Source organism: Breznakia pachnodae (assembly GCF_030814225.1).
Classification (GTDB): Bacteria; Bacillota_I; Bacilli_A; order Erysipelotrichales; family Erysipelotrichaceae; genus Breznakia; species Breznakia pachnodae.
The window spans coordinates 403470-424770 of the sequence record NZ_JAUSUR010000002.1 but is presented as its reverse complement, the minus strand read 5'-3'; the positions used below and the strand labels follow the sequence as shown (position 1 = coordinate 424770).

The 21301-nt window shown below is 30.8% G+C and carries 15 protein-coding genes; 2 read left to right on the top strand and 13 right to left on the bottom strand.

Annotated elements, in window-relative coordinates; translation table 11 throughout:
- The 12 genes from mfd to J2S15_RS07840 all read right to left on the bottom strand — a co-directional run bounded on the left by mfd (position 1) and on the right by J2S15_RS07840 (position 19079).
- The gene (gene mfd / locus J2S15_RS07895; RefSeq protein WP_307407072.1) at positions 1-3348 is read right to left on the bottom strand and encodes a transcription-repair coupling factor; all 3348 of its coding nucleotides are present in this window, start codon (positions 3346-3348) and stop codon (positions 1-3) included.
- Between the two features lie 8 nt (positions 3349-3356).
- Complete coding sequence (gene pth / locus J2S15_RS07890; protein ID WP_307407070.1) at positions 3357-3917, bottom strand: aminoacyl-tRNA hydrolase; 561 nt, start codon at positions 3915-3917, stop codon at positions 3357-3359.
- Positions 3918-3927: 10 nt separating this feature from the next.
- Positions 3928-4182, bottom strand: coding sequence for a hypothetical protein (locus J2S15_RS07885; RefSeq protein ID WP_307407068.1), 255 nt, complete (start codon positions 4180-4182; stop codon positions 3928-3930).
- 191 nt (positions 4183-4373) lie between these two features.
- A complete protein-coding gene (locus J2S15_RS07880) occupies positions 4374-5546 on the bottom strand; it encodes a J domain-containing protein (protein ID WP_307407066.1) in 1173 nt (390 codons plus the stop codon).
- Positions 5547-5559: 13 nt separating this feature from the next.
- Positions 5560-6465: a hypothetical protein gene (locus tag J2S15_RS07875; RefSeq protein WP_307407064.1), complete on the bottom strand. Its 906-nt coding sequence runs from the start codon at positions 6463-6465 to the stop codon at positions 5560-5562.
- Between the two features lie 18 nt (positions 6466-6483).
- Positions 6484-7821, bottom strand: a complete 1338-nt coding sequence (locus J2S15_RS07870; protein WP_307407063.1) for a DnaJ domain-containing protein — start codon at positions 7819-7821, stop codon at positions 6484-6486.
- Positions 7821-9560 (bottom strand): Hsp70 family protein, encoded by a 1740-nt coding sequence (locus tag J2S15_RS07865; protein ID WP_307407061.1) that lies wholly within the window; start codon positions 9558-9560, stop codon positions 7821-7823. The genes J2S15_RS07870 and J2S15_RS07865 overlap by 1 nt, the downstream gene beginning before the upstream one ends.
- Positions 9561-9575: 15 nt before the next feature.
- Positions 9576-10514, bottom strand: coding sequence for an SseB family protein (locus J2S15_RS07860; protein WP_307407060.1), 939 nt, complete (start codon positions 10512-10514; stop codon positions 9576-9578).
- A gap of 174 nt (positions 10515-10688) precedes the next feature.
- Positions 10689-13256 (bottom strand): cation-translocating P-type ATPase, encoded by a 2568-nt coding sequence (locus J2S15_RS07855; RefSeq protein WP_307407291.1) that lies wholly within the window; start codon positions 13254-13256, stop codon positions 10689-10691.
- A gap of 301 nt (positions 13257-13557) precedes the next feature.
- Positions 13558-15480, bottom strand: a complete 1923-nt coding sequence (locus J2S15_RS07850) for a hypothetical protein (protein WP_307407058.1) — start codon at positions 15478-15480, stop codon at positions 13558-13560.
- A 63-nt stretch (positions 15481-15543) separates the two neighbouring features.
- On the bottom strand, positions 15544-17484 hold the full coding sequence (locus tag J2S15_RS07845; RefSeq protein WP_307407056.1) for a hypothetical protein: 1941 nt from the start codon (positions 17482-17484) through the stop codon (positions 15544-15546).
- A gap of 128 nt (positions 17485-17612) precedes the next feature.
- Entirely contained in the window at positions 17613-19079 is a 1467-nt protein-coding gene (locus J2S15_RS07840; protein WP_307407054.1) for an MFS transporter, read from the bottom strand.
- Positions 19080-19195: 116 nt separating this feature from the next.
- Here J2S15_RS07840 and J2S15_RS07835 point away from each other — a divergent pair, with 116 nt between their 5' ends.
- Positions 19196-19750 carry a DUF3783 domain-containing protein gene (locus J2S15_RS07835; RefSeq protein ID WP_307407052.1) on the top strand — a complete coding sequence of 185 codons (555 nt, stop codon included), beginning with the start codon at positions 19196-19198 and terminating at the stop codon, positions 19748-19750.
- 48 nt (positions 19751-19798) lie between these two features.
- Here the strand turns inward: J2S15_RS07835 and mgrA are convergent, their stop codons facing one another.
- Positions 19799-20791, bottom strand: a complete 993-nt coding sequence (gene mgrA / locus J2S15_RS07830) for an L-glyceraldehyde 3-phosphate reductase (RefSeq protein WP_307407050.1) — start codon at positions 20789-20791, stop codon at positions 19799-19801.
- A 75-nt stretch (positions 20792-20866) separates the two neighbouring features.
- Here mgrA and J2S15_RS07825 point away from each other — a divergent pair, with 75 nt between their 5' ends.
- Entirely contained in the window at positions 20867-21298 is a 432-nt protein-coding gene (locus tag J2S15_RS07825; protein ID WP_307407048.1) for a MerR family transcriptional regulator, read from the top strand.
- The last annotated feature ends 3 nt before the right edge of the window (positions 21299-21301 follow it).

Sequence of the window (21301 nt, the reverse complement as noted above, 5' to 3'; positions counted from 1 at the left end):
CTAAAGTGACTGACTTCGAGCAATAAACTCAATAATTATTTCTAAATAGTTTTTCACTTTTCTTAAACTAACTGAAATCTTCTGATTTGTATATTTTATCTTAATATCCTTTGAAATGGTAGTTGCCATTTCAAATAGTTTCACTCCATCAATCGAATCACTCCACTGTTTAGTGAATTCAACTCTTACATCCTTATCCGTTTCTCTAAAACTATCTACATGCGGTTCATTTACTAACAGATCTAAACGTTTCTTTTCAAATAACATAAAGACCGATTTTGGAAGTCTTCCATATAAATCTTCGGTTTCTTTCCACAGTTTCTGTAGTTGTTTATTCGTTTTAACTTCATCAATCTGCTGGTACAAAGTAATTTTTTCATAATCCTCTTCTTCAAATTGACGGGGAATATAAGCATCTACTTTCACATTTGCACGTACAATTTCTTCATCGTCTTTAGGAACTTCAATTCCTTTGCTTTCCATAATTGCTTCATTCAACATTTCCAGATACATATCAATACCAACAGTATCAATAAACCCAGCCTGCCTTGGACCTAACATTTCACCAGCACCACGAATGGTTAAGTCACGTAGTGCAATCTGATAACCAGACCCAAGTTTAGCAAACTCTTTCATTGACTTTAAACGTTTGGTTGCAATTTCACTTAACTGTTTATTTGGTGCATACATCAGATATGCATAAGCAAGTCGATCACTTCTACCAACCCGTCCTTTGATCTGGTAAAGCTGACTCAATCCAAAACGATCGGCATCTTCTACTAGTATTGTATTGGCATTTGGTATATCAATTCCGGTTTCAATAATCGTTGTACATACTAAAACATCATATTCCTTGCTGGTAAACTTAAACATTACATCTTCTAAGTCTTCTTTACTCATCTGACCATGAGCAACACCAACGTTAATCCCTTTTAGTTCTTTGGATAACTTGTTCGCTACTCCATAAATATTCTTTACTTTATTATATAGGTAGAATACCTGTCCATGACGTGATAATTCTCTTTGAATAATTTCTTTAACTAATTGAAAATCCTTTTCCACCACATATGTCTGTACACTCACTCGATTAACGGGTGGGGTAGTTAGTTGTGAAAGCGCTCGAATACCAACAAGTGACATCTGTAGTGTTCTTGGAATTGGTGTAGCACTTAGTGATAATACATCAATTGAGTTCTTCAATTCTTTTATCTTTTCTTTATGTTCAACTCCAAAGCGCTGTTCCTCATCAATCACTAACAATCCCAAATCTTTGAATACAATATCTTTTGATAGAAGACGATGGGTACCAATTAGTATATCAATCTTTCCATCTTTTAAATCCTTCTTTATTTGAGTTGTTTCTTTTTGTGATACAAAGCGATTGACCACTTTAATATTCACGGCAAAATTTCGAAATCGTTTTACTGCTGTATTCAAATGCTGCAGACTAAGAATTGTCGTAGGGCATAGGAATGCTACCTGCTTGTTATCCATAACTGCTTTAAATGCAGCACGTAATGCAACCTCGGTTTTCCCAAACCCAACATCTCCACATAAAAGACGATCCATTGGAACATCTTCTTCCATATCTTTCTTAATTTCCGCAATTGCAGTTGCCTGGTCTTTGGTTAGTTCATAATCAAAGTCTTCTTCAAATGCTTTCTGCATATCGTCATCTTTTTTAAATGCAAATCCTATTTTCTTTTCGCGCAAAGAATATAACTTCACTAATCGATCTGCAAGTTCTTTTATATTTGCAGTTACTTTTGCTTTTGTCTTCTCCCAATCCTTTGTACCTAATTTATTTAGTTTTGGACTTGCACCTTCTTTGGATACAAACTTACGTACCAATCGAAACTGCTCCAAAGGAACAAATAAAACATCATTTCCTTTATAGACTACTTTCAAGTAATCTTTATGAATTCCATCTTTTTCTCTGGTAATGATTCCCAGATATTGTCCAACCCCATATAGTTTATGAACAATATAATCTCCTTTTTCTAAGTCCTGATAATGATTCAGTACTTCAGCATCTTTAAATTTATTATGATACTTCGCTTTGTAGTGAACGGTATCAAACAGTTCCTTACTTGTATAGACAGCAATCTTTTCCTGATTCGCAATAAATCCTTCTGCCAGTGGCAAGTCTTTAAAGTACTTGGTAAACTCTTCGCCAACATCTCTGATTAATTCTTTCTCCAGTTCACTGACACTAATATATAATTCATACTCCTGTGTCATCTTCTGCATGTTTTCAAGTTTACGAACCAGAGGAATATCTAATGGCTGTAACTCTACAATTCCTGAAACAATTGGTTTGCGCATACTTACAAAGGTATGAATCTTCATATCTTCCTTCGTATATGCATAAAACTCAAAAGCAACTGTATACACTGGTAACAGTTCGTTGACTGCTGACATTTCCTGAATATATGTAATATTTTCAGTTACTACTTTTTTATGATACTCCTGACATTCTTCATAACTGCTTAATGCAATTGTATCAAAGCGCATATAATCCTTAATACTATATGTATGGTCTAATAAACTATAATATGTTTTAAAGTGCGATAACTTTTGATGATCATATAGTCGATCCAACTCTTCTTCTAAAACATCATTCCCAATAAATCGAGAACGCAGACCTTTTTCAAGGGTATCTAACTCATCTTTAGAAAATAGAATATCACTCGCACAAATCAGAGTAATTTCCTCAACTGTTTTTACAGTCTTCTTGGTGGCAATATCAAAGAAACGAATGCTCTCCACAATATTGTCAAAGAATTCAATTCGAATTGGCAAGTCATAGTTCATCGAGAATACATCAATAATCCCTCCACGGCTGGCAAAGGTCAATGGTTGATCCACATAAGTAACTCGCTCATATCCACTCTCAAACAATAACTGTTTTACATCATCAAATCCAATTTCTTTATCTACATGCAAATCGATTGAATGTTCTCTAAACACTTCTGGATTAGGAAGAAAACTAGTGTATGCACTCACATGAGTAATCACAATCAGATGTTCTTCATGAAGTAATCGATGTAACGTCTCCACTTTATTTGCAACTACTTCATTAGAAGCAGTAAGTGCTTCTATTCGCATGCTCTCTTCAACGCTAAAAAGCAGCACTTTGTCCTTCATAAGGGGGGATAGCCCTTCATAAAGTTTCTGTGCTGTATATAAATTATGTTTCACAATCAACATTGATTTTGGCTTCTTAAAGTAAGCAGCAGCAATCATCAATGTCTCTTCAATCAGACTGACATTACCTAAATCATTACTCTTTTTATCAAATGCCTGAAATGCAGGATTGTGTGCTAATGTCTTAAAAAGTTGTTCCATATACACCTCTACTTTTTATTGAACTTAGCCATCACCAAATCAAATTCTGTATTTACGCTTTCAATTGCTGCATCAGCTGCAGTATCAATTGCTTCCTCAAATGAGGCTAAATCTTCTTTAATTACTTTTCCAAGTACATAATCCACAGTTGGAATACGTGGGTCTTTGCCAATCCCTACACGGATTCGACGTAACTCCTGAGTTCCAATATAGCGAATAATACTCTTCACCCCATTTTGTCCACCAGCACTTCCTTTTTCACGCAAGCGCAGTTTTCCAACCGGAAGATCCAAGTCATCATAAATAATTAATATATCTTCTATATCGATATCAAAATAATCAACAATTGCCTGAACACTTTCTCCTGAATTATTCATAAAGGTCTGTGGTTTCAATAACAATGTCTTTGTACCTTTGATAAAGGTTTGTGTATACAATCCTTTAAATTTATTCTGATCAATACTTACACCAAGTTTATTGGCAATCTTATCCATAACCATAAACCCTGCATTATGTCTTGTCTTTTCATAATGTTTTCCAGGATTCCCCAGTCCTACAATTAACTTCATATATACCTCACTATTTTAAATGCTTCTTACGCACTCTACTTATTTCTTCTTGTATCTGTCGATACTGTACACAGATAATTTCATTGATTTCCTCAATGCTTAAATGCTTGTTTGCAACAATGGAAATAGAAAGGTCACTTTGAACAATCACTGAAATCTGCCCTTCGCTTAAACGAATAGAACGGATTAGTTCATATATAAGTTCTTCTTTCTCTGGTTTACCAGTATATCTACTAGTAATGACCACTCTCTCTTTGCTTGCCATTGCTACCCTTCTTTCTACCTCTAATTCTACACTAAAAACTTCCATTTCTGTACATTAATCAATAAAAAAAATAGCTGTATGTATTATACCCCCATTTATGTCACCTATATAATAAATCTCTACTACTATTCTATCACAAGTTAAGTGGTAAAACAGAAAATAAACAAGATTTTTTTAATCCTGTTCATTTCTTAAATTGATTCTTTTTCAATGGATACAATTTTACCTTCATTTATTATAACTTTTTCAACCCAAGTAGATAATTCATTACTTATCTCTGTATCTGCAGTTATCCATAGATTTCCTCTTTCATCTAAAAGATACCATTGTTCACTACGATTCTTAATTAATACTTTTTCTGATTCATGAAGAACACCATCTTCTTCAACCAGAACCGTTTTACCCACTGCATAAGCTTCTGAATTTAAATTTCGATTTAAAGTATCATAAAGATAATAGTCACCATTGCCACAATGAAGTAAAATCAAGCCACTTTTTGTGAAAGAAACATTAGAAATTGTAATTGATAATAATGATGTACCTTCTTCATCAACAACATGATACCCATTATCATAGGTAACACTAACACCATTTAAATATGATTGATATTCACTTAATTCTAGATTAAGTGACATACTCATCGATTCATTTCTTCGTTCTTCATAAGCTACTTGCTGTGCTTTTTCTTGTTGAGGTGATAGGGTAGGCTCTTCTTTTGCTATTTGATAAACAAGCAAAAATAGTAAGAAAACACCTAGACATAATAACGCGGGAAGTGCCTCATAAAACTTCTTTTTCTCCACGTATCGATCAATTCGATTATCATACTCTGTACATTCATGAAGTTCAGTCATTTTCTTTAAAAACAGTAATGTCTGTTTATCCATCTTCTTGCTGTAGGAAACTACTGTCTTTATTATTTTTCTTTTAAACTCCTCATCATTGAATAAACTAAGAATCTTTTTATCATAAAAGATATTACTTACAGTTTGTTTTGAAACACTGCTCTTTAAAATCTTTTTTACTCGTTTAATCAGATACTCCTGCATTTTATCTTCTGGAATATTTTCATTTTCATTTACTGCATCAATATTTCCAATTGTTATTTGAACTGGTTTTCTTCTCTGAAGTGAAGTCTCTTCTTCATTATATGATTGTCTTTCTTCTTGTGTCCCTAATATTTTTACAGTTGCTTGATGGCCTTTTGCATATAGTAACGCTTGTTCATATGCATTACTTAATTTGATAAAAGCTTCTGATTGATCTTCAGGATGATACTGTTTTACAAGTTGAGCATATGCCTGCTTAATTTCTCTTGTATTGTTTGTAGGTTCTATTCCCAGCACTTTCCAACACTGCTTCATATGTCCCTCCTTTCTATCTTAAACTGATTACTACGCATTCATAATCAGGATTGATTACGATACCTTGAATGATATCTTCTTCTTTAAATAATCCGGATGATAACTCTTGGTTATTGATCCATTTAGAAATATCATAATAAGACATCCGGTACTGTTTTTGAAACTCACTGTTTTGCGGTAATTCCATTAAAGAAGAATACAACGCAATGTATTTCTTATTATCATATTCTCTAATCTCAAATCCCAGTTTAACATCAATTGATAAATCAAAATAATGGAAAAGAGGAGGGGAAGTTTCAAAACAACATTGTACAGGAAGTATAAAATCCATTGTATCAAGTTCTTCTAATAATCTTGTTGTATCATTCTGATACTTTTTAAGTGTTTCCTTAAACGTATTAATATAATGCTGTCTTCTTGTATTTTCCATTTGCTCAAACATTTGCAGTATTAGTAATAGTTTTCCTTTCATCTCTAATTCAAAATCAATATCTAACCACTTTGGAAAGTCTGTTGTAGCATCGACTACTTGTATTCGTTTATGAATATTATCTATATGAAAGTCCGTAATTTTATTCAGGCTTTTTCTTCCTCCTCCATTATGATTTCCTATTACTATTTTTCCATCTTCAAATACTTCAACATATGGTGGGTCTTTTAAAAGATTTTTAATACTATTTATCTTTAATTTGTAAAAGATGATTTCAACTGAAAAAATAAAAAATAGCAATGAAATGAAGGCACCTATAAATAAGGTTATTGATAACTCTTTTATTTCCTTTAAAAAATTTAAAGAAATAAACATAAGCACAGGCCCAATCAAGCTAATAAGAAAACGTCTCTTTCTTTCATTTATTTTCTTATTTTCAGCTTCAATATTATCTTCATAATATTTCTGATTAAGTTGATCAAATTTCATTTCATACACCTCCATCCTTTACTCTATACTTGTAATTACTCCATTTTCTAAGTGAATTAATTCAGAAGTATCATCACAACCAAAAGAAGCATCAATTTCTATTTGATTTCCACTTGGATCCAATAGAATAAAACGTCCATCTTGAGTTGTTAGAACTGCACACTGATATGGGCCAGTCTCCGTTGTCACTTTAATAATATTGCTTGCTCTATATACATCAGACAACAATGTCTTTGTTTCACAATTTAAAACATATACCATTTCGTTATCTATAAGTACTAAATAACTTGATGTTGTATAGTTAATACCAGTATATGTTGTTGAAGAAATCAATTGCTGTTGCTCATCATAGATAAGATATCCATCACCTTCTTTAACAATTTGTACACCATGAAGATATTGTTTGTACATTTCTCTTATGGTATCTCTTACTTCATCTTCCTGTTCTTGATTTTGCTTACTTATTTTCTCTTGCGTATTTTTTTGTGATTCTTTATTTATCACATCTCTGATTTCTTGTTGCTTTTCTTCTTCTGCCTGTTTTTGAGCTTTGTTATGGATTGTTCCAATACTTGATATTCCAATTACGATTATAATAAACAATGCTATACTTCCAAACATTCGTACTTTTTGTTTCTTTTTGTGTTTTTCTATTACTTCTTTTACGATTGATAACCCAAGAAATTCACTTATATTTACAAGATAATTTATTGCACTTGGTTTCATATCATTTATTTTTTTGATTATTAGATTTTGAACCTCTATCTTAAAACGATAATCTGAAAGAAATGTTAGTACTCTTTCATTCGATAAAAAGGTATCCAATGTATATAAATCACAATTTAAACTCAAAATCTTTTCTATTTTATTCAGTAAATACTGTTGTTCATTTTCTTTTTTTGTCTTGTTTTTTACATCCGTTGACTCAATAACTATTTTCTTTTTCTTCTCTTCCTGAGTAATTGCTGTGTCCCCTAAACCAGACATAACTTTATTTTTATTTTTACCAAAACTCACATTTACAGATACATTATCAATTCCGCTTTTTACAGTTTTTTCTTTTTGCTCAGTATTTGAATCAGCTGTTGGAGTTGGCTGCTTAATAATATTACTCTCTACTTGCTCATTTTGATGAAATGAATCTAATTCTTTTTGAAACTGTCTTTGTGCATTTAAAGAAGGTTGATTTTTCGCATAAGCCAAAGCACTTTTATATGCTGCCTGTAATTGCTTGAACTGTTCTGGATGATCTTCTGGGTGAAACTTTTTTGCTTGCTTTGCATATGCTTTCTTTATTTCTCCCTTATCTGTTGTTGGTTCAAGACCAAGTACTTCCCAATAGTTCAAATAAGCCATTAAGATAACCAGCCTTCCTGATCATTATCCTTTTGGAAAATATCTAGATTATCAATATCCATATCCTTTTCATATTGATCAAATAAATCATTGTATTTTTGAATTGTTTCTATTTTTTTTCGAATACTGTTTATATGTCTTCTCATATCTTCTTCCATTGATTCAATGACTCTTTTAAATCTTTCAGACGTATTAACATCCATTTCAATTGCAATTCTTTTTACTCGCTCGCGTAATAATTCCCATTCTGGTTCTTTATTAATTTTTAATGATATTTCTTTTATTGATTTCAAAGTTTCAGTGGCACTTGTAGATTCTAAGTGCTCTCCATCGCCAACACTGAAAATATGTTGCTGTGAATTTGAATGAATCAGTACTTCTACAAACAAAATAGAATTAATATCGTAAGAAAATGTAATATTAAACGTTTCATGTGCTTCCATGTTTTTAGGTATTATAATTTCTGTTTTCCCAAGAAGTATGTTTTCTTTTGCGTAAATTGACTCACCTTGATAAATACCAATGTTAACTATTTCCTGTCCCAAGTTAGTTACTATATATGGTCGTTGTTCACTGCATGGTAAGGTTGTATTTTTAGGAATAATAACACTTGCATAATCATTTCCCAAATCTACTTTATTTATTGTATTGACCGATAACGAAAATGGGCATACATCAGTAACTACCAAATCTTTTATACTATCATCGCGTTGCTTGATACCAATATACTTTCCTAATCCTCTTGCAACCAATGTATCCACCTCTCCAGTATAGGAAACCGGAACATTTAATAACTCATTCAGAAAGTTTTGAATTATTGGCATATAACTTGATCCACCTACCAAGATAAGAGAATCTAATTCACTTGCAGAGAACCCACTCTCACGAACTGCTTTTCCTATGATTTTTTTTATTTTAATAAAAATTGGTTCTGTACTATCTAATAAACGCTGATTTGTATAAATAGAACGATATTCCTGTTCATTTACTATTACAGTCATTTCAACTTCTGATTGTTCCTGTAATTCTATTTTAGTTTTTTCAGCTAAACGTAATATACTTTCTTGTTTTGAAATTGATAAGCTATTAAAATCAATTTCATGTTCTTTACAAAAATCTAAAGCAATCGCTTTATCAAAATCACTTCCCCCTAAGTGATTATCTCCAGCGATAGAACAAACACCAACTACATTATCAAAACAATCAACTACTGATACATCTAATGTTCCACCACCAAAGTCAAATACAATGAAAGTTTCGAAATCATCACTACTGTGACAGGCAACAGATGCAGCAGAAGGTTCATTAATTAACCGTTCTACTTTTATCCCTAACAAATCTCCTACTTTTTTGGTAGCACTTCTCTCCTTTGAGTTAAAGTATGCAGGAACACTGATTACAATTTCCTCTACCTTTTCATTTAAATACGCTTCAGCGTCTGCAACTAATTGTTTGACAACCATAGCAGATAATTCTTCTGGTGAAAACAGTTTATTTCCTAGTTTTACTTTTGCTTTGGTTCCCATCATTCTTTTAAATAAACTTGCCGTGTGATGTGGATGTGTGATCAAACGCTCCTTTGCCATTCTGCCTACTATTAAATCACCGTTGTCATCCAAGCTTACAACACTCGGTGTTAAATATTCATTCATTGCATTAGGAATCATTACTTCCTTTCCATCACGATATGCTACAACAAGACTATTTGTTGTCCCTAAATCTATTCCGATAACTGCCATAATTTTCCCCTCTCTTTATCTCACGATATCTATTTTAATATGATCTGTATAGTTATTAATTAATATTCCATCAATTTGATTTGATTTAAATATATCGCTTGTATTATCAATAATTTTCTTCAATATATCACTATATGTTGTACGCATACATTGTTTCTCGCTATTTTGCATCTCCTCTTTTGTTGTATAGATACAAACATAGTTTTTATTATTTTCATTCGTAAATAGTTCAACCTCTAATGCTCCATATTCTAAAGGTAAATAATAACCAGTATGTACAAATCCTGTTAGTTTATACTTTACTGGCATAATGAAATCCATATCATTAATATCATTTAGCATTAATTCTATATTTTCACTATATACACTCAATGCTTCTTTCAATGTATTAATAAATGGTTTCTCAGCATTTGCAATTTCTGTATATATGTTTAGAATTTCCATAATCTTTTCTTTTTCTTCAAATCCACTTTTTATCTCTATTGTTCTAGGTTGATTTCGATATATTCCATCTACTGCAATAAGTGAGTGTTCCATATAAACACCAATTGTTCTTTTTTTGATTTTTCTATATCCTTTGATTTGATCCAAATGTTGTTTATGATCCTCACTTGATAATTGATAGACAAAAGACCCATCTTCTTTTATCTCTAAAATAGGTGGATTATTTAAATTATTTTTTTCTTTTTTTATTTCATTTATAAATATTAAATATTGAATGGTTGTGAAAAAGGTTATAAAAAATGCAGATATTCCTGGAAATACAGCAATTCCAGAAATTATAGTAATTAATGTTCCTGGTTCTGAATTAGAAATTCCGATGATTGCAAACAAAATACATCCAGTTGTAACTAGTAAACCTTTCATTATAAATTTCTGTAATTTCTTTTTTGTTTTCTCGTCTTCATTTATTTTATTTTCATAATACTCATTATCTATACTATTAAAAATCATATTCCCCTCCGTTAACTTGTAGCCATTGTTAATCTTTTTCATTATAACAAAACTCTTTAAATTTACCTAAAATTTTTTGTCTATAACTTCTATAATATATACTGTCAGTTTTTGTCAAAAGTCTCAAAAAAAGAAGTTCTATCACTTTTTGATAAAACTTCCTCGTCATATAACCTATTTATTCATAATAGCTTTTGTAATTTGAATAATAATAGATGGTATTAATGCTAAACCATTAATGATTAGAATATCCATTCCACTTACTGCTGCTACTGCGAACACACTATGAAGTGGCGTAAAGAATAAGATCCCATTCAATAATAGATATCCAACTAAGAATGCATAAATACTGTACATATTTGTAAACAATCCAACTTTATAAATTGGTTTGCTGCTTCTACAGTTAAATCCATGGAACAATCTAGACAAACATAATACTGCGAATGCAAATGTTGTACCCATTGCATTTGATGTTTCTAGCCCTATGTAGAATCCAGCCATTGTAGCAATTGCGATTACTAATCCTTCATATCCAATTTGCTTAATTGTTGCTTTATCTAAGATAGAAGCATTCTTTGCTCTTGGCTTTTCATATAGTAAATATTTATTTGGATTTTCCATTCCAATTGCAATTGCTGGAAGACTATCAGTAACTAAGTTAATAAACAATAAATGTACAGGATAGAAGGGAAGTGGTAATGCAAGAAGTGTACAATATAGAACACTTAAGATTCCTGAGAAGTTACCTGATAACAGATATGCGATTGCATTACGTATGTTTGCATATACATTACGTCCTGTAACTACTGCCTTCACGATTGTCGAGAAGTTATCATCCGTAAGAATCATACTTGCTGCATCCTTACTAACTTCCGTTCCTGTGATACCCATTGCGATACCAATGTCAGCCTGTTTTAATGCCGGAGCATCATTTACTCCATCTCCAGTCATCGCAACATTGTGACCTCTGCTTTGCCATGCTTCAACAATTCTTATCTTGTGCTCTGGAGCAACTCTTGCATAAACACTGATTTTCTCAATTTTTTCATGCAACTCTTCGTCGTTCATGACTTCTAATTCTCTACCTTCCAAACTGATATCGCCTTCCTTAAAGATACCAATTCTTGTTGCAATTGCCTGTGCAGTTACTTTGTGGTCACCAGTAATCATAATTGGTTTAATACCTGCAGTATAACAGTCAGCAACCGCTTGTGCACTTTCCTCTCTTGGAGGATCAATCATCGAAACAAGTCCTGTGAATACCAAATCACTTTCATCTTCCATTGTAAGTTCATCTTCATCAAACTCACGGTATGCAAATGCCAGAACCCGTTCACCCTTTTTCGCAAACTCTTCGTTTTGCCTTCCTATATCAGAAATTACTTCATCACTTAGTAATTCCTCTTTACCCTGGAAATAATATTTTGTACATACTTTCAGAAGTTCATCAGGGGCTCCTTTTACATACATAATCTTCTTTCCATGAACATTATTAAGTGTCGTCATTAATTTACGAACCGAATCAAATGGCAACTCTTTCACTCGATAGAACTGTTCTCTTGTTTCTGTTTCGTTCATCCCAAAGGTACGAGCGAAATCAATCAATGCAAGTTCCGTTGGATCTCCAATTCTTTGATCACCTGAAATTGTTGCATCACTACACAAGGTTCCAATCAATGATAACAAACGCAAATCTTGATTTTGTGGATCAATTGCATCATGGTGAACTAATTCACCATTGATGTATACACTTTCCACACTCATTTTATTTTGCGTTAATGTTCCTGTTTTATCACTACAGATAATTGAAACACATCCCAATGTTTCTACTGCGTTGATGTTTTTCATAATGGCATGTTCTTTTACCATCTTCTGTGTACTGATTGATAATACGATTGTTACAATGGAAGCAAGTGCTTCTGGTATTGCTGCTACTGCAAGCGCAACCGCAAACATAAATGCATCAATCAATGTTTCGCCACGAAGCATGCTTAATCCAAATACACCAATACAAATTGCGATAATCGCAAATGATAACTTCTTAGAGAAATCATCAAGATTACGTTGTAATGGAGTACGTTTCTCCTGTGTCTGATTCATCAGCGTAGCAATTCGCCCAATCTCTGTATCCATTCCAGTACTAGTAATAACTATTTTACCTCTACCATAAGTTACAAGACTACTTGAGAAGACCATATTCTTCTGGTCACCAATTGGACAATTCTCTTCTAGAATTTGTTGATTATGCTTTTCAACGCTTTCTGCTTCACCAGTCAGTGATGATTCATTCACCTGTAATGAGAAAGAATCAATGACTCTTCCATCTGCACTAATGACATCACCTGCTTCAACCAGACATACATCTCCAACAACAAGTTCATCTGACTTTATTTCTTTTACAACACCATTACGCAGCACTCTGGTATATGGTGTAGATAATTTCTTTAAACTATCCAGAGACTTTTGTGCTTTTAATGTTTGTACCGTACCTAAGATAGAATTAATTGTAACTACAACAAGAATTACAATTGAACTTTCCAGTTCACCAACAAACATTGAAATCACACTAGCAATTAGAAGTACAATAACCAATAAATCTGAAAATTGTGATATAAATATTTTCAGTGCTCCTGGTGGTTTTTCACTTTCTAATTTGTTTTTACCGTCACGTTCTAATCGAACCTGCGCCTCTTCATCTGTGATCCCTTCTTTGGAAGATTGTACATCTTCCAGTACTTCCATCAAATTCAAATTTACAAATTTCTTCAACTCTAGTCCTCCTTCATGACACTCTTAATAAAAAAAGACTCATTAAAAGCATCAGCTTCTAATAAGTCTTGTCTTTAAAATTTAGCCAGAAATTTCCATTTCGTGATGTTGACTAAATCACACATATTCGTGCGACTACTCCCTTATCAATGTGTTTATTCTATCATACTTTCAGCAAATGTAAAACAAATTTACAAATTCTTAACATATTAATTTAATCTAGCATAGTATTACAGAAAATCATTCCTTAAATAATCATAGATTTCCTTACTTTTTATTCATCTTTATTATCATTTGATAATTTCGCATTTTCAAAGTTTATCACTATTTTATATTGCTCTAGTTTACCATTATTAAAGTCAATATCTATCATTCCCCAATCACTACTATATACTAGTTTTTCTTTTGAATCATCAACGATTACATCATAAGGAGTACCATATAGCATTCTTATATCACGTATAGAAGAACCTATCCGAAAGCCACCAGGAAGATATACTTCACCACTATTTTCATCTACAATTAGTGATAGAAACGTACAGTCTCTTATATCTGCTTCACTATCAGATGCATTATAAAGCGTTGCAGTAATTACCTCATTATCATCATTATTAAGTTCTATTGAAAATACACTATCTTTTGACTTCAGTCTTTTTTCCTTATCAGAAGAATTAAAATCATATCCCATATCATTAAAGTTAGAAATATTAGCAGGCATAGCTATAACTTCACCATTAATCATAATTTGCCTGCTATCCCATGTTGCAGGAAACTTATCTGTATCAATATCATAAGTATAAATTGTTTTTATTTTAATTATATTATTACTTTCATTAGCTACTATAGAATCATAATTCATTTGAGTTGATGAATATGTTAGAAGTGTTGTTTTCATACTAATATCATTTAATGATTGCTCATTCACTATAGTTCCAGATAATTTACTCAAATTACATCCAACATAGTAATATACTTTATTGTCATTCGTAGGATGTTTTAATACTATTTCATATACAAGTACTTCATCAATATCACCTTTACTATAATTAAATTCCTCAGAAGAATTGTTTGCATATAATTTATTCAATATATTGTCATTTGGCAGTGAATTATCATATAGATATTCACTATCTACAATCATTAGTTTATCTACAGATTCTATTTCATAATTTTCATGATCTACATCAAGTTTAGACATCATGTCATTATCCCATTCTTCACTATTAATATACTCACCTAATATTGCTTCAACAGCATCTCTTTGGCTATCAGTTAGATCTTCAAATAATACTTTTTCAGGGAGTCCTTCTACGGTATATGTTGATATTTCACTATTAATTTTAATATTAAGTTCCGATTCAGTATTTTCTGTTTTTTCTTTCCATCGAATATCTACTTTATCACCGTTCTTCAATTTACCATTATTATTACTTATTATTTCTGCATCTCCTGATGAAGCATAACAACTTTTTAGTACTTCATTCATATCTTTCGTTTCCTCCCATACATAATACTCATTGAAAGAAAAGAAACCATTATCATCATCAAATATCATATTTCCCTCACCATTATAACCTACAAAACGCATTTGTTCTTCAAAAGGTATATTTAATATAATTTCTCTTTTTATCGCAAATGAGGGGAAAATATACAATATAACTAATAACAATCCATATCCCACTATAATACTTTTGCTTCTATATTTTAACTTTTCATCATCCAAATAATTATGTGGTTCTTCCATTTTCATACTCTTAATAATAATGATTATTTTTAAGAGAAAACTAAAGCAAAATAAATAATAAGCTATTTTTATAAAATCATAAGCATTGTACCAGGCAAAAACTTGATAACTTGTACTAAGAACATCATTTTCTAAAAAAAACAAAATAAAATATACTGAGAATTCTAAAACCGACTGAATAATACTTATTATTAACATCTTGAGGTATTTTATATTACCTTTTTCATCTCTGGTTATATAGGTTTGATAAACAAAATAAACAGTTATACTACTCATTATTAGTAAAAGAAGTACATAATCTGTTATATGATGATTTGCATAATAAAATGGCTCACCAAAAAGATTTGAAAGTTCACCATACTTAAAAATTCCATTAAATAAGATATAAGCAAGCCAGATTCCCGCAAGCAAACTTATTATCAAAGATATTTGAATCCCTTTTTTCTTTTTCATATTCCCTCCAAATTATTCGTTAACAAATGAGTTAACTCTGAAATATAAACAATTCTTATAAATTTATTCATTTTCCTTTATCTCTAGCAGATAAGAATTTAGTTTTCCCCCTGAGTAAGATAATGTTAATTCTGCATTATCACTTTCATAAGTGAAATAAACTATTCCATTAATTATTTTTACTTTTTTAGGCTCACCATAAGCTGATCTCATATTCGATGCAGATGAATTCAGTGTAAATCCTCCTGGAAAATAAATAATTTCATCTTCCAAATAAAAACTCTCTAAATATATAGAAGAAATATTACAATCATTTGGATACTGATTTTTATCTGATGTATTCTGAAGAACTACCTGAATCTTATTAAATTCTCCTTTTTCTAAGATATAGTCGTTTGTGATTTCATATGGCGCAATGCTGTGTTCATCACCTATGCCAATGTCATATCCTGTTGCTTTAAAATCAGAGACTTTCACTGGAAACTCTATAATAATATCATTAAATTTAATCTGATTACTATCCCAATTCCCTGGAAAAATTCCATTATCTTCATATGTTATTGTCTCTTTCGATTTTAAAAATACAAGTTTTTCATTTTCGTGATATTCCTGAAATTCTTTCACTATTTCCTCAATAATCAATTGATATGTTGATACTTTTTGTTTATAAATAAATAACTCTATATTATCAAAAGAGTATTCCTCATCAATATTTTCGCATATAACTTTAATATTACATGCTAAATAATAATATTTCTTTTCATCGTTTGTAGGTAAATTATATATTACTTCGTAAATATAGTAGTTTTCTATATCTCCTTCTTTTCTTCCGTAATAATCATTGTAATTCATATCACGATTCAAGCTTACAATATTTTCTATATCAGTTTCTTCATCGAGAGGATTAGTTTTACTAATAACAGCAATTTTTCTAACACTTTCAAACTCATACTCTTTGTCTTGTTCAACTTTTTGATTAATTAGTTTTTCTTTGAATTCTGTTCCTGATTCATACTCTTCTATCTTTTCTTCTAAGGTTTGCTGCTGTTCATTTGTAAGACTCTCCAAATTAAAAACTGTTGTTGATAGCCCTGATACTTTAAAAGTTACTGGTTCAGATATAGCATTGATATTTAATTCTTTTGATAATGTTATATTTTTTTCTTTTGCCCATTGAATACTACCCTCGTCACCATTTGATAACTTTCCATTATTTTTGTCAATCACTTCTACTTGTGCAACATCTTTATATCGATACACCATAATATCTTCAATACTCATTTTATCATTCCATAATTCAAAATCACTCGAATGTAGATATTGATAAGGAGAATATCTAGTTTCTTTATTTGTTACATCTACTGTTCCATATCCATTCTGTCCTGAAAAAACAAAATCTACATTTAAATCTATATTAAGTGTGATTTCTTTTTTTATGATACTTGTTTGTAAAAATGACAGAGAAACGATAATTCCACCATAGGCTAGAAGAAATATTATACTATGAACTAAATAATCACTATTTGTTTGCTTTATTTCTTCATCCTTAATTTTAAAGCATAAAATAATTAGTAATAATCTTGATAAAATTGATACCAATAATATATAAAATGCTAAGTGAAAACTATCGTACATATTGTACCATGCAAAAATACTCCATTCACTTTTGAGAATATCAACATTTAAGAAAAATATAATATAATACACTGATAATTCCAGTAAGCATTGAATTACTAGAAAAATAAGAATCATGAGGTACCTGTTTGAATTCTTATTTTTTTTCAAAGCAAGAGTTTTATAAATGGTATAAATATTAATAGAACTTAATGCAAAAGTACCCATCCATATAAAAATTTCAATTTTATTACCTTCATACATTGGTGCAAACAGTATTTCTGATATACCTTGATAACTAAAAATCCCTTCATAATAATGAAATAAGATTCCTATGCTTATTAATAACCCAACTAACATAAGAATTGATAGTCTATTAATTCTTTTCATTTAAACTCTCCCATATTTTAACTGTTTTTCTAAATACTATATTTCTTTTTTATATCATATTATATTATATTATCGAACTCCACGAATAGATTTATTATTATAATAAATCTATACATTCATACCAAATTTTATTTAAAATATATTATCTCGGCTTCAGAATTAACAGACTTTAGCACTAACTTAACATTATCTTTTTCTATATAACTATTCTCTATTTCTCCTTCTAGAAGGTTTTCATCCTTTTGCACAGCATCTGCAATCATAACCTTATATAGATTAAATTCTATTTTATCAAATGATTGTTCCTCGACTATATCATCTGTGACTACTTGTATTTCACATGCAACATAGTAATATTTTTTCTCAAGTGTTTTTGGATTTTCTAAAATTACTTCATAAATATAATAATCTGTTGCATCTCCTTTTTTCATGTCTGAAGATTTTCCTCTATTTGTATATGCATTTTCATATACACTTAAAACATTATTTTTTGTGATTAAATCATCTTTTAAAAATTCTTCACTAATTACAGATGTTTGTTTCATAGAGACTAACTTAAAATCCAAATCTTCCGTTTTCTTAAATTGATTAACTGATTCAATAAACGCTTGGCTTTCTACATATTCATTAAGTTTCTCATTTACTGTTGCTTTTTGCTCATCTTTTAACTCATCTATAAATACTTTGGTCTTTAGTCCTTTTACAATAAAACTTGCTGTATTACTATTTGCCTTTATTTTTATTCCATAATCGATTGGCTTATTGTCTTTGTTCCACTTTATTTCAACAGTATCTCCATTTGATAATTCACCATTGTTTTTGCTAATTATTTCTATTTCGCTACGGTACAAATAACGATAAGCTAATACCATATTCATATCTTCTTCATCTTCCCATATTTCATACTCATCATCAAAACATTTATAATAATCATATATAAATAATGTATATCCTTGTCCATTTTCTCCTTCAAAAACAGAATAGTCGTCTAAAGGTATATTAATTTCAATTTCTTTTTTCAATAAAACAGATGGAATTAAAAACATTATAAAAATTAATCCACCATAACAAAACGCTCCTATTAATCTTATAATTTTCATTTTTCGATTATCGATTATTTTATTTGCTGAATCTTCTTGTATTTTGAAACTCAATAAAATCATAATAGCTTTAATAATTAACCCTATACAATATATATAGAAAGCTATTCTTAAATAATCATATGTATTGTACCAAGCAAATATTCGAAAATATGATCCAACGACTTCACTACTAAGAAAAAACAAAATGAAATAGTATGGAAGTTCTAGCAGTAGTTGAAATATACCTGTTCCTAGAAGTTTATTATATTTTATACTTCCATTCTTTTTTCTTATTTTAAATAGATCGTACATAAACCAAATTGTAATTACATCAATTGTCACTAAAACTAAAAAGTATGGAAATGTACTTTGCAATTTACTGAAAAATGGCTTATCAATTAATTCTGAAAGTTCTGCATACTGAAAAATTCCATCAAATAAGATATAAGCAAGCAGGATTCCCGCAAGCAAGCTTATTATCAGAATTACCTGACGTTCCTTTATTTTTTTCATATTCCCTCCAAATTATTCTTTTTTATACTATAGGATTCTTCATGAAGAGTCAAACAAAGGTTATTTCTATGGGATTCTAATTTCTTTCATGATATAGTAATAACAGCGAGGTTTATATGGAAAAGAAAATACTAATTTATAGTGCTGGAAACAAAGAAAAAGAGGATAAAATAAAAACTATTTTACATCCTGATTATACTGTTGAATTTATTTCTGAAAATGAATTAAATCAAAAATTAGGATATCACTTTCGTTTGGAAGGATTTGAAAAGGAAGATACTGAATCTGATGAATCAATTGCGTTTGATGCAATGTTTCTTCCAGTAGTTCCACATGAGGAAATTCGTGAACTATCTGCAAAATTACGTGAGCAGGATGCTGATGTTGAGCGAAAAGCAATGTTGACTGAACATAATCGTAATTGGACAATTTTAGATTTATTAAAAGAAATTGACGAAGAGCATACATATTTTAAGAAACGTGCAGAATTAAATCAATTGCTTCTGAATTCTACAAAAGTAAAACCGGAAGATATTGATGCAGAAATAGCACCTGACTTTCAAAAGGCTGTATTGTTTGCTTATGATACACTGCAAGATAAAGAAAGTACTACTGAACTTTTTGAAAAGGCAATTGATACTTTGTTGCCACTGTACCAAAAAGTAAACTAATTAATCGATTCTATAAAATTGGACTGGAGATATCTCCAGTCCTTTGTTTTATTTATTGTTTAGTATTGTATCAATTTGGTTTAATTCTTCTTCACTAAAAGTTAAGTTATTTAATGTTTCAAGATTGTTTTCCAGTTGTTCTACTTTTGATGCTCCAATTAGTACGCTTGTTATGGTTTCATCTCTAAGGTTCCAGGCAAGTGCCATTTGCGCTAAACTTTGTCCACGATTTTTAGCAATCTCATTTAATTGCTTCACAACCTCAAGTGTCGTTTCTACATTCTCTGGTTGTAAGAATGGACTACTTGATCTTCCTGCTCTTGAATCTTCAGGAATTCCATTTAAGTAACGATCCGTCAATAACCCTTGTGCTAATGGACTGAATGTAATTGCACCAATCTTTTCTTTCTTTAATACATCTGTTAATCCAGCTTCAATGCTTCTTTCAAACATATTATATTTTGGCTGATGAATAATAAAAGGTGTTTTTAGTTCTTTAAAGATTTTGCTGATTGCTTCTGTCTGCTCTGCTGAGTAGTTTGATATACCTATATATAATGCTTTTCCCTGACGTACCAGAAGGTCTAATGCATGTGCTGTTTCTTCCAGAGGGGTGTTAGGGTCAGGGCGATGGTGATAGAAAATATCTACATAATCCAATCCCATTCGTTTCAGACTTTGATTACAGCTTGCAATAATACTTTTCTTAGAACCCCATTCACCATAAGGTCCTTCCCACATATAATATCCGGCTTTTGTGGAAATAATTAATTCATCACGATAGGGAAGTAAGTACTCTTTCATGATTCTTCCAAAATTGATTTCTGCAGACCCTGCTGGTGGTCCATAGTTATTAGCTAAATCAAAGTGTGTAATTCCACTATCAAAAGCTTTTAGTATTATGTTCTTTTGGTTTTCATAATTATCTACATCTCCAAAATTATGCCATAAACCTAAAGAAATAACAGGTAGTTTTAGCCCTGAATTTCCTACATGTCGATAAGGCATTGCTTCATATCTTTTTTTATCTGCTATGTACATATCAGTACCTCCTTTCTTTATCATACATCTTCAAGTATACTTGAAGTAAAGAGAAATATTGAAAGGATACTTATTATGACTTATACAATTCGACAACTAAGCAAAATGTTTGATCTTCCCGCATCAACATTGCGTTACTATGAAGAGCTAGGATTACTAACAAATATTGATAGAGAAGGAACAAACCGCATTTATCAACAGTGCCATGTGAATCGTTTAAAGACGATTTGCTGTTTTAAAGAATCAGGGATGTCACTTTCGCAATTAAGACTATTTCTAGAAATGGAAGATGTTCCAGAGCGGGGAAGCGAACTACTTACCTTACTAAATGACCATGCAGAGAAAATAGACCAACAAATTTTAAGTCTAATTGAAAACAGAAAACACATTCATCGTAAGCAATTATATTATGAAGCAAAACATAAGGCATACCTTGCTAATGAAGATATGCCTGAATGGAAAAGTTTTAAAGAAAAAGAAATAGTATATAATATTAATCAGAAGTAATTA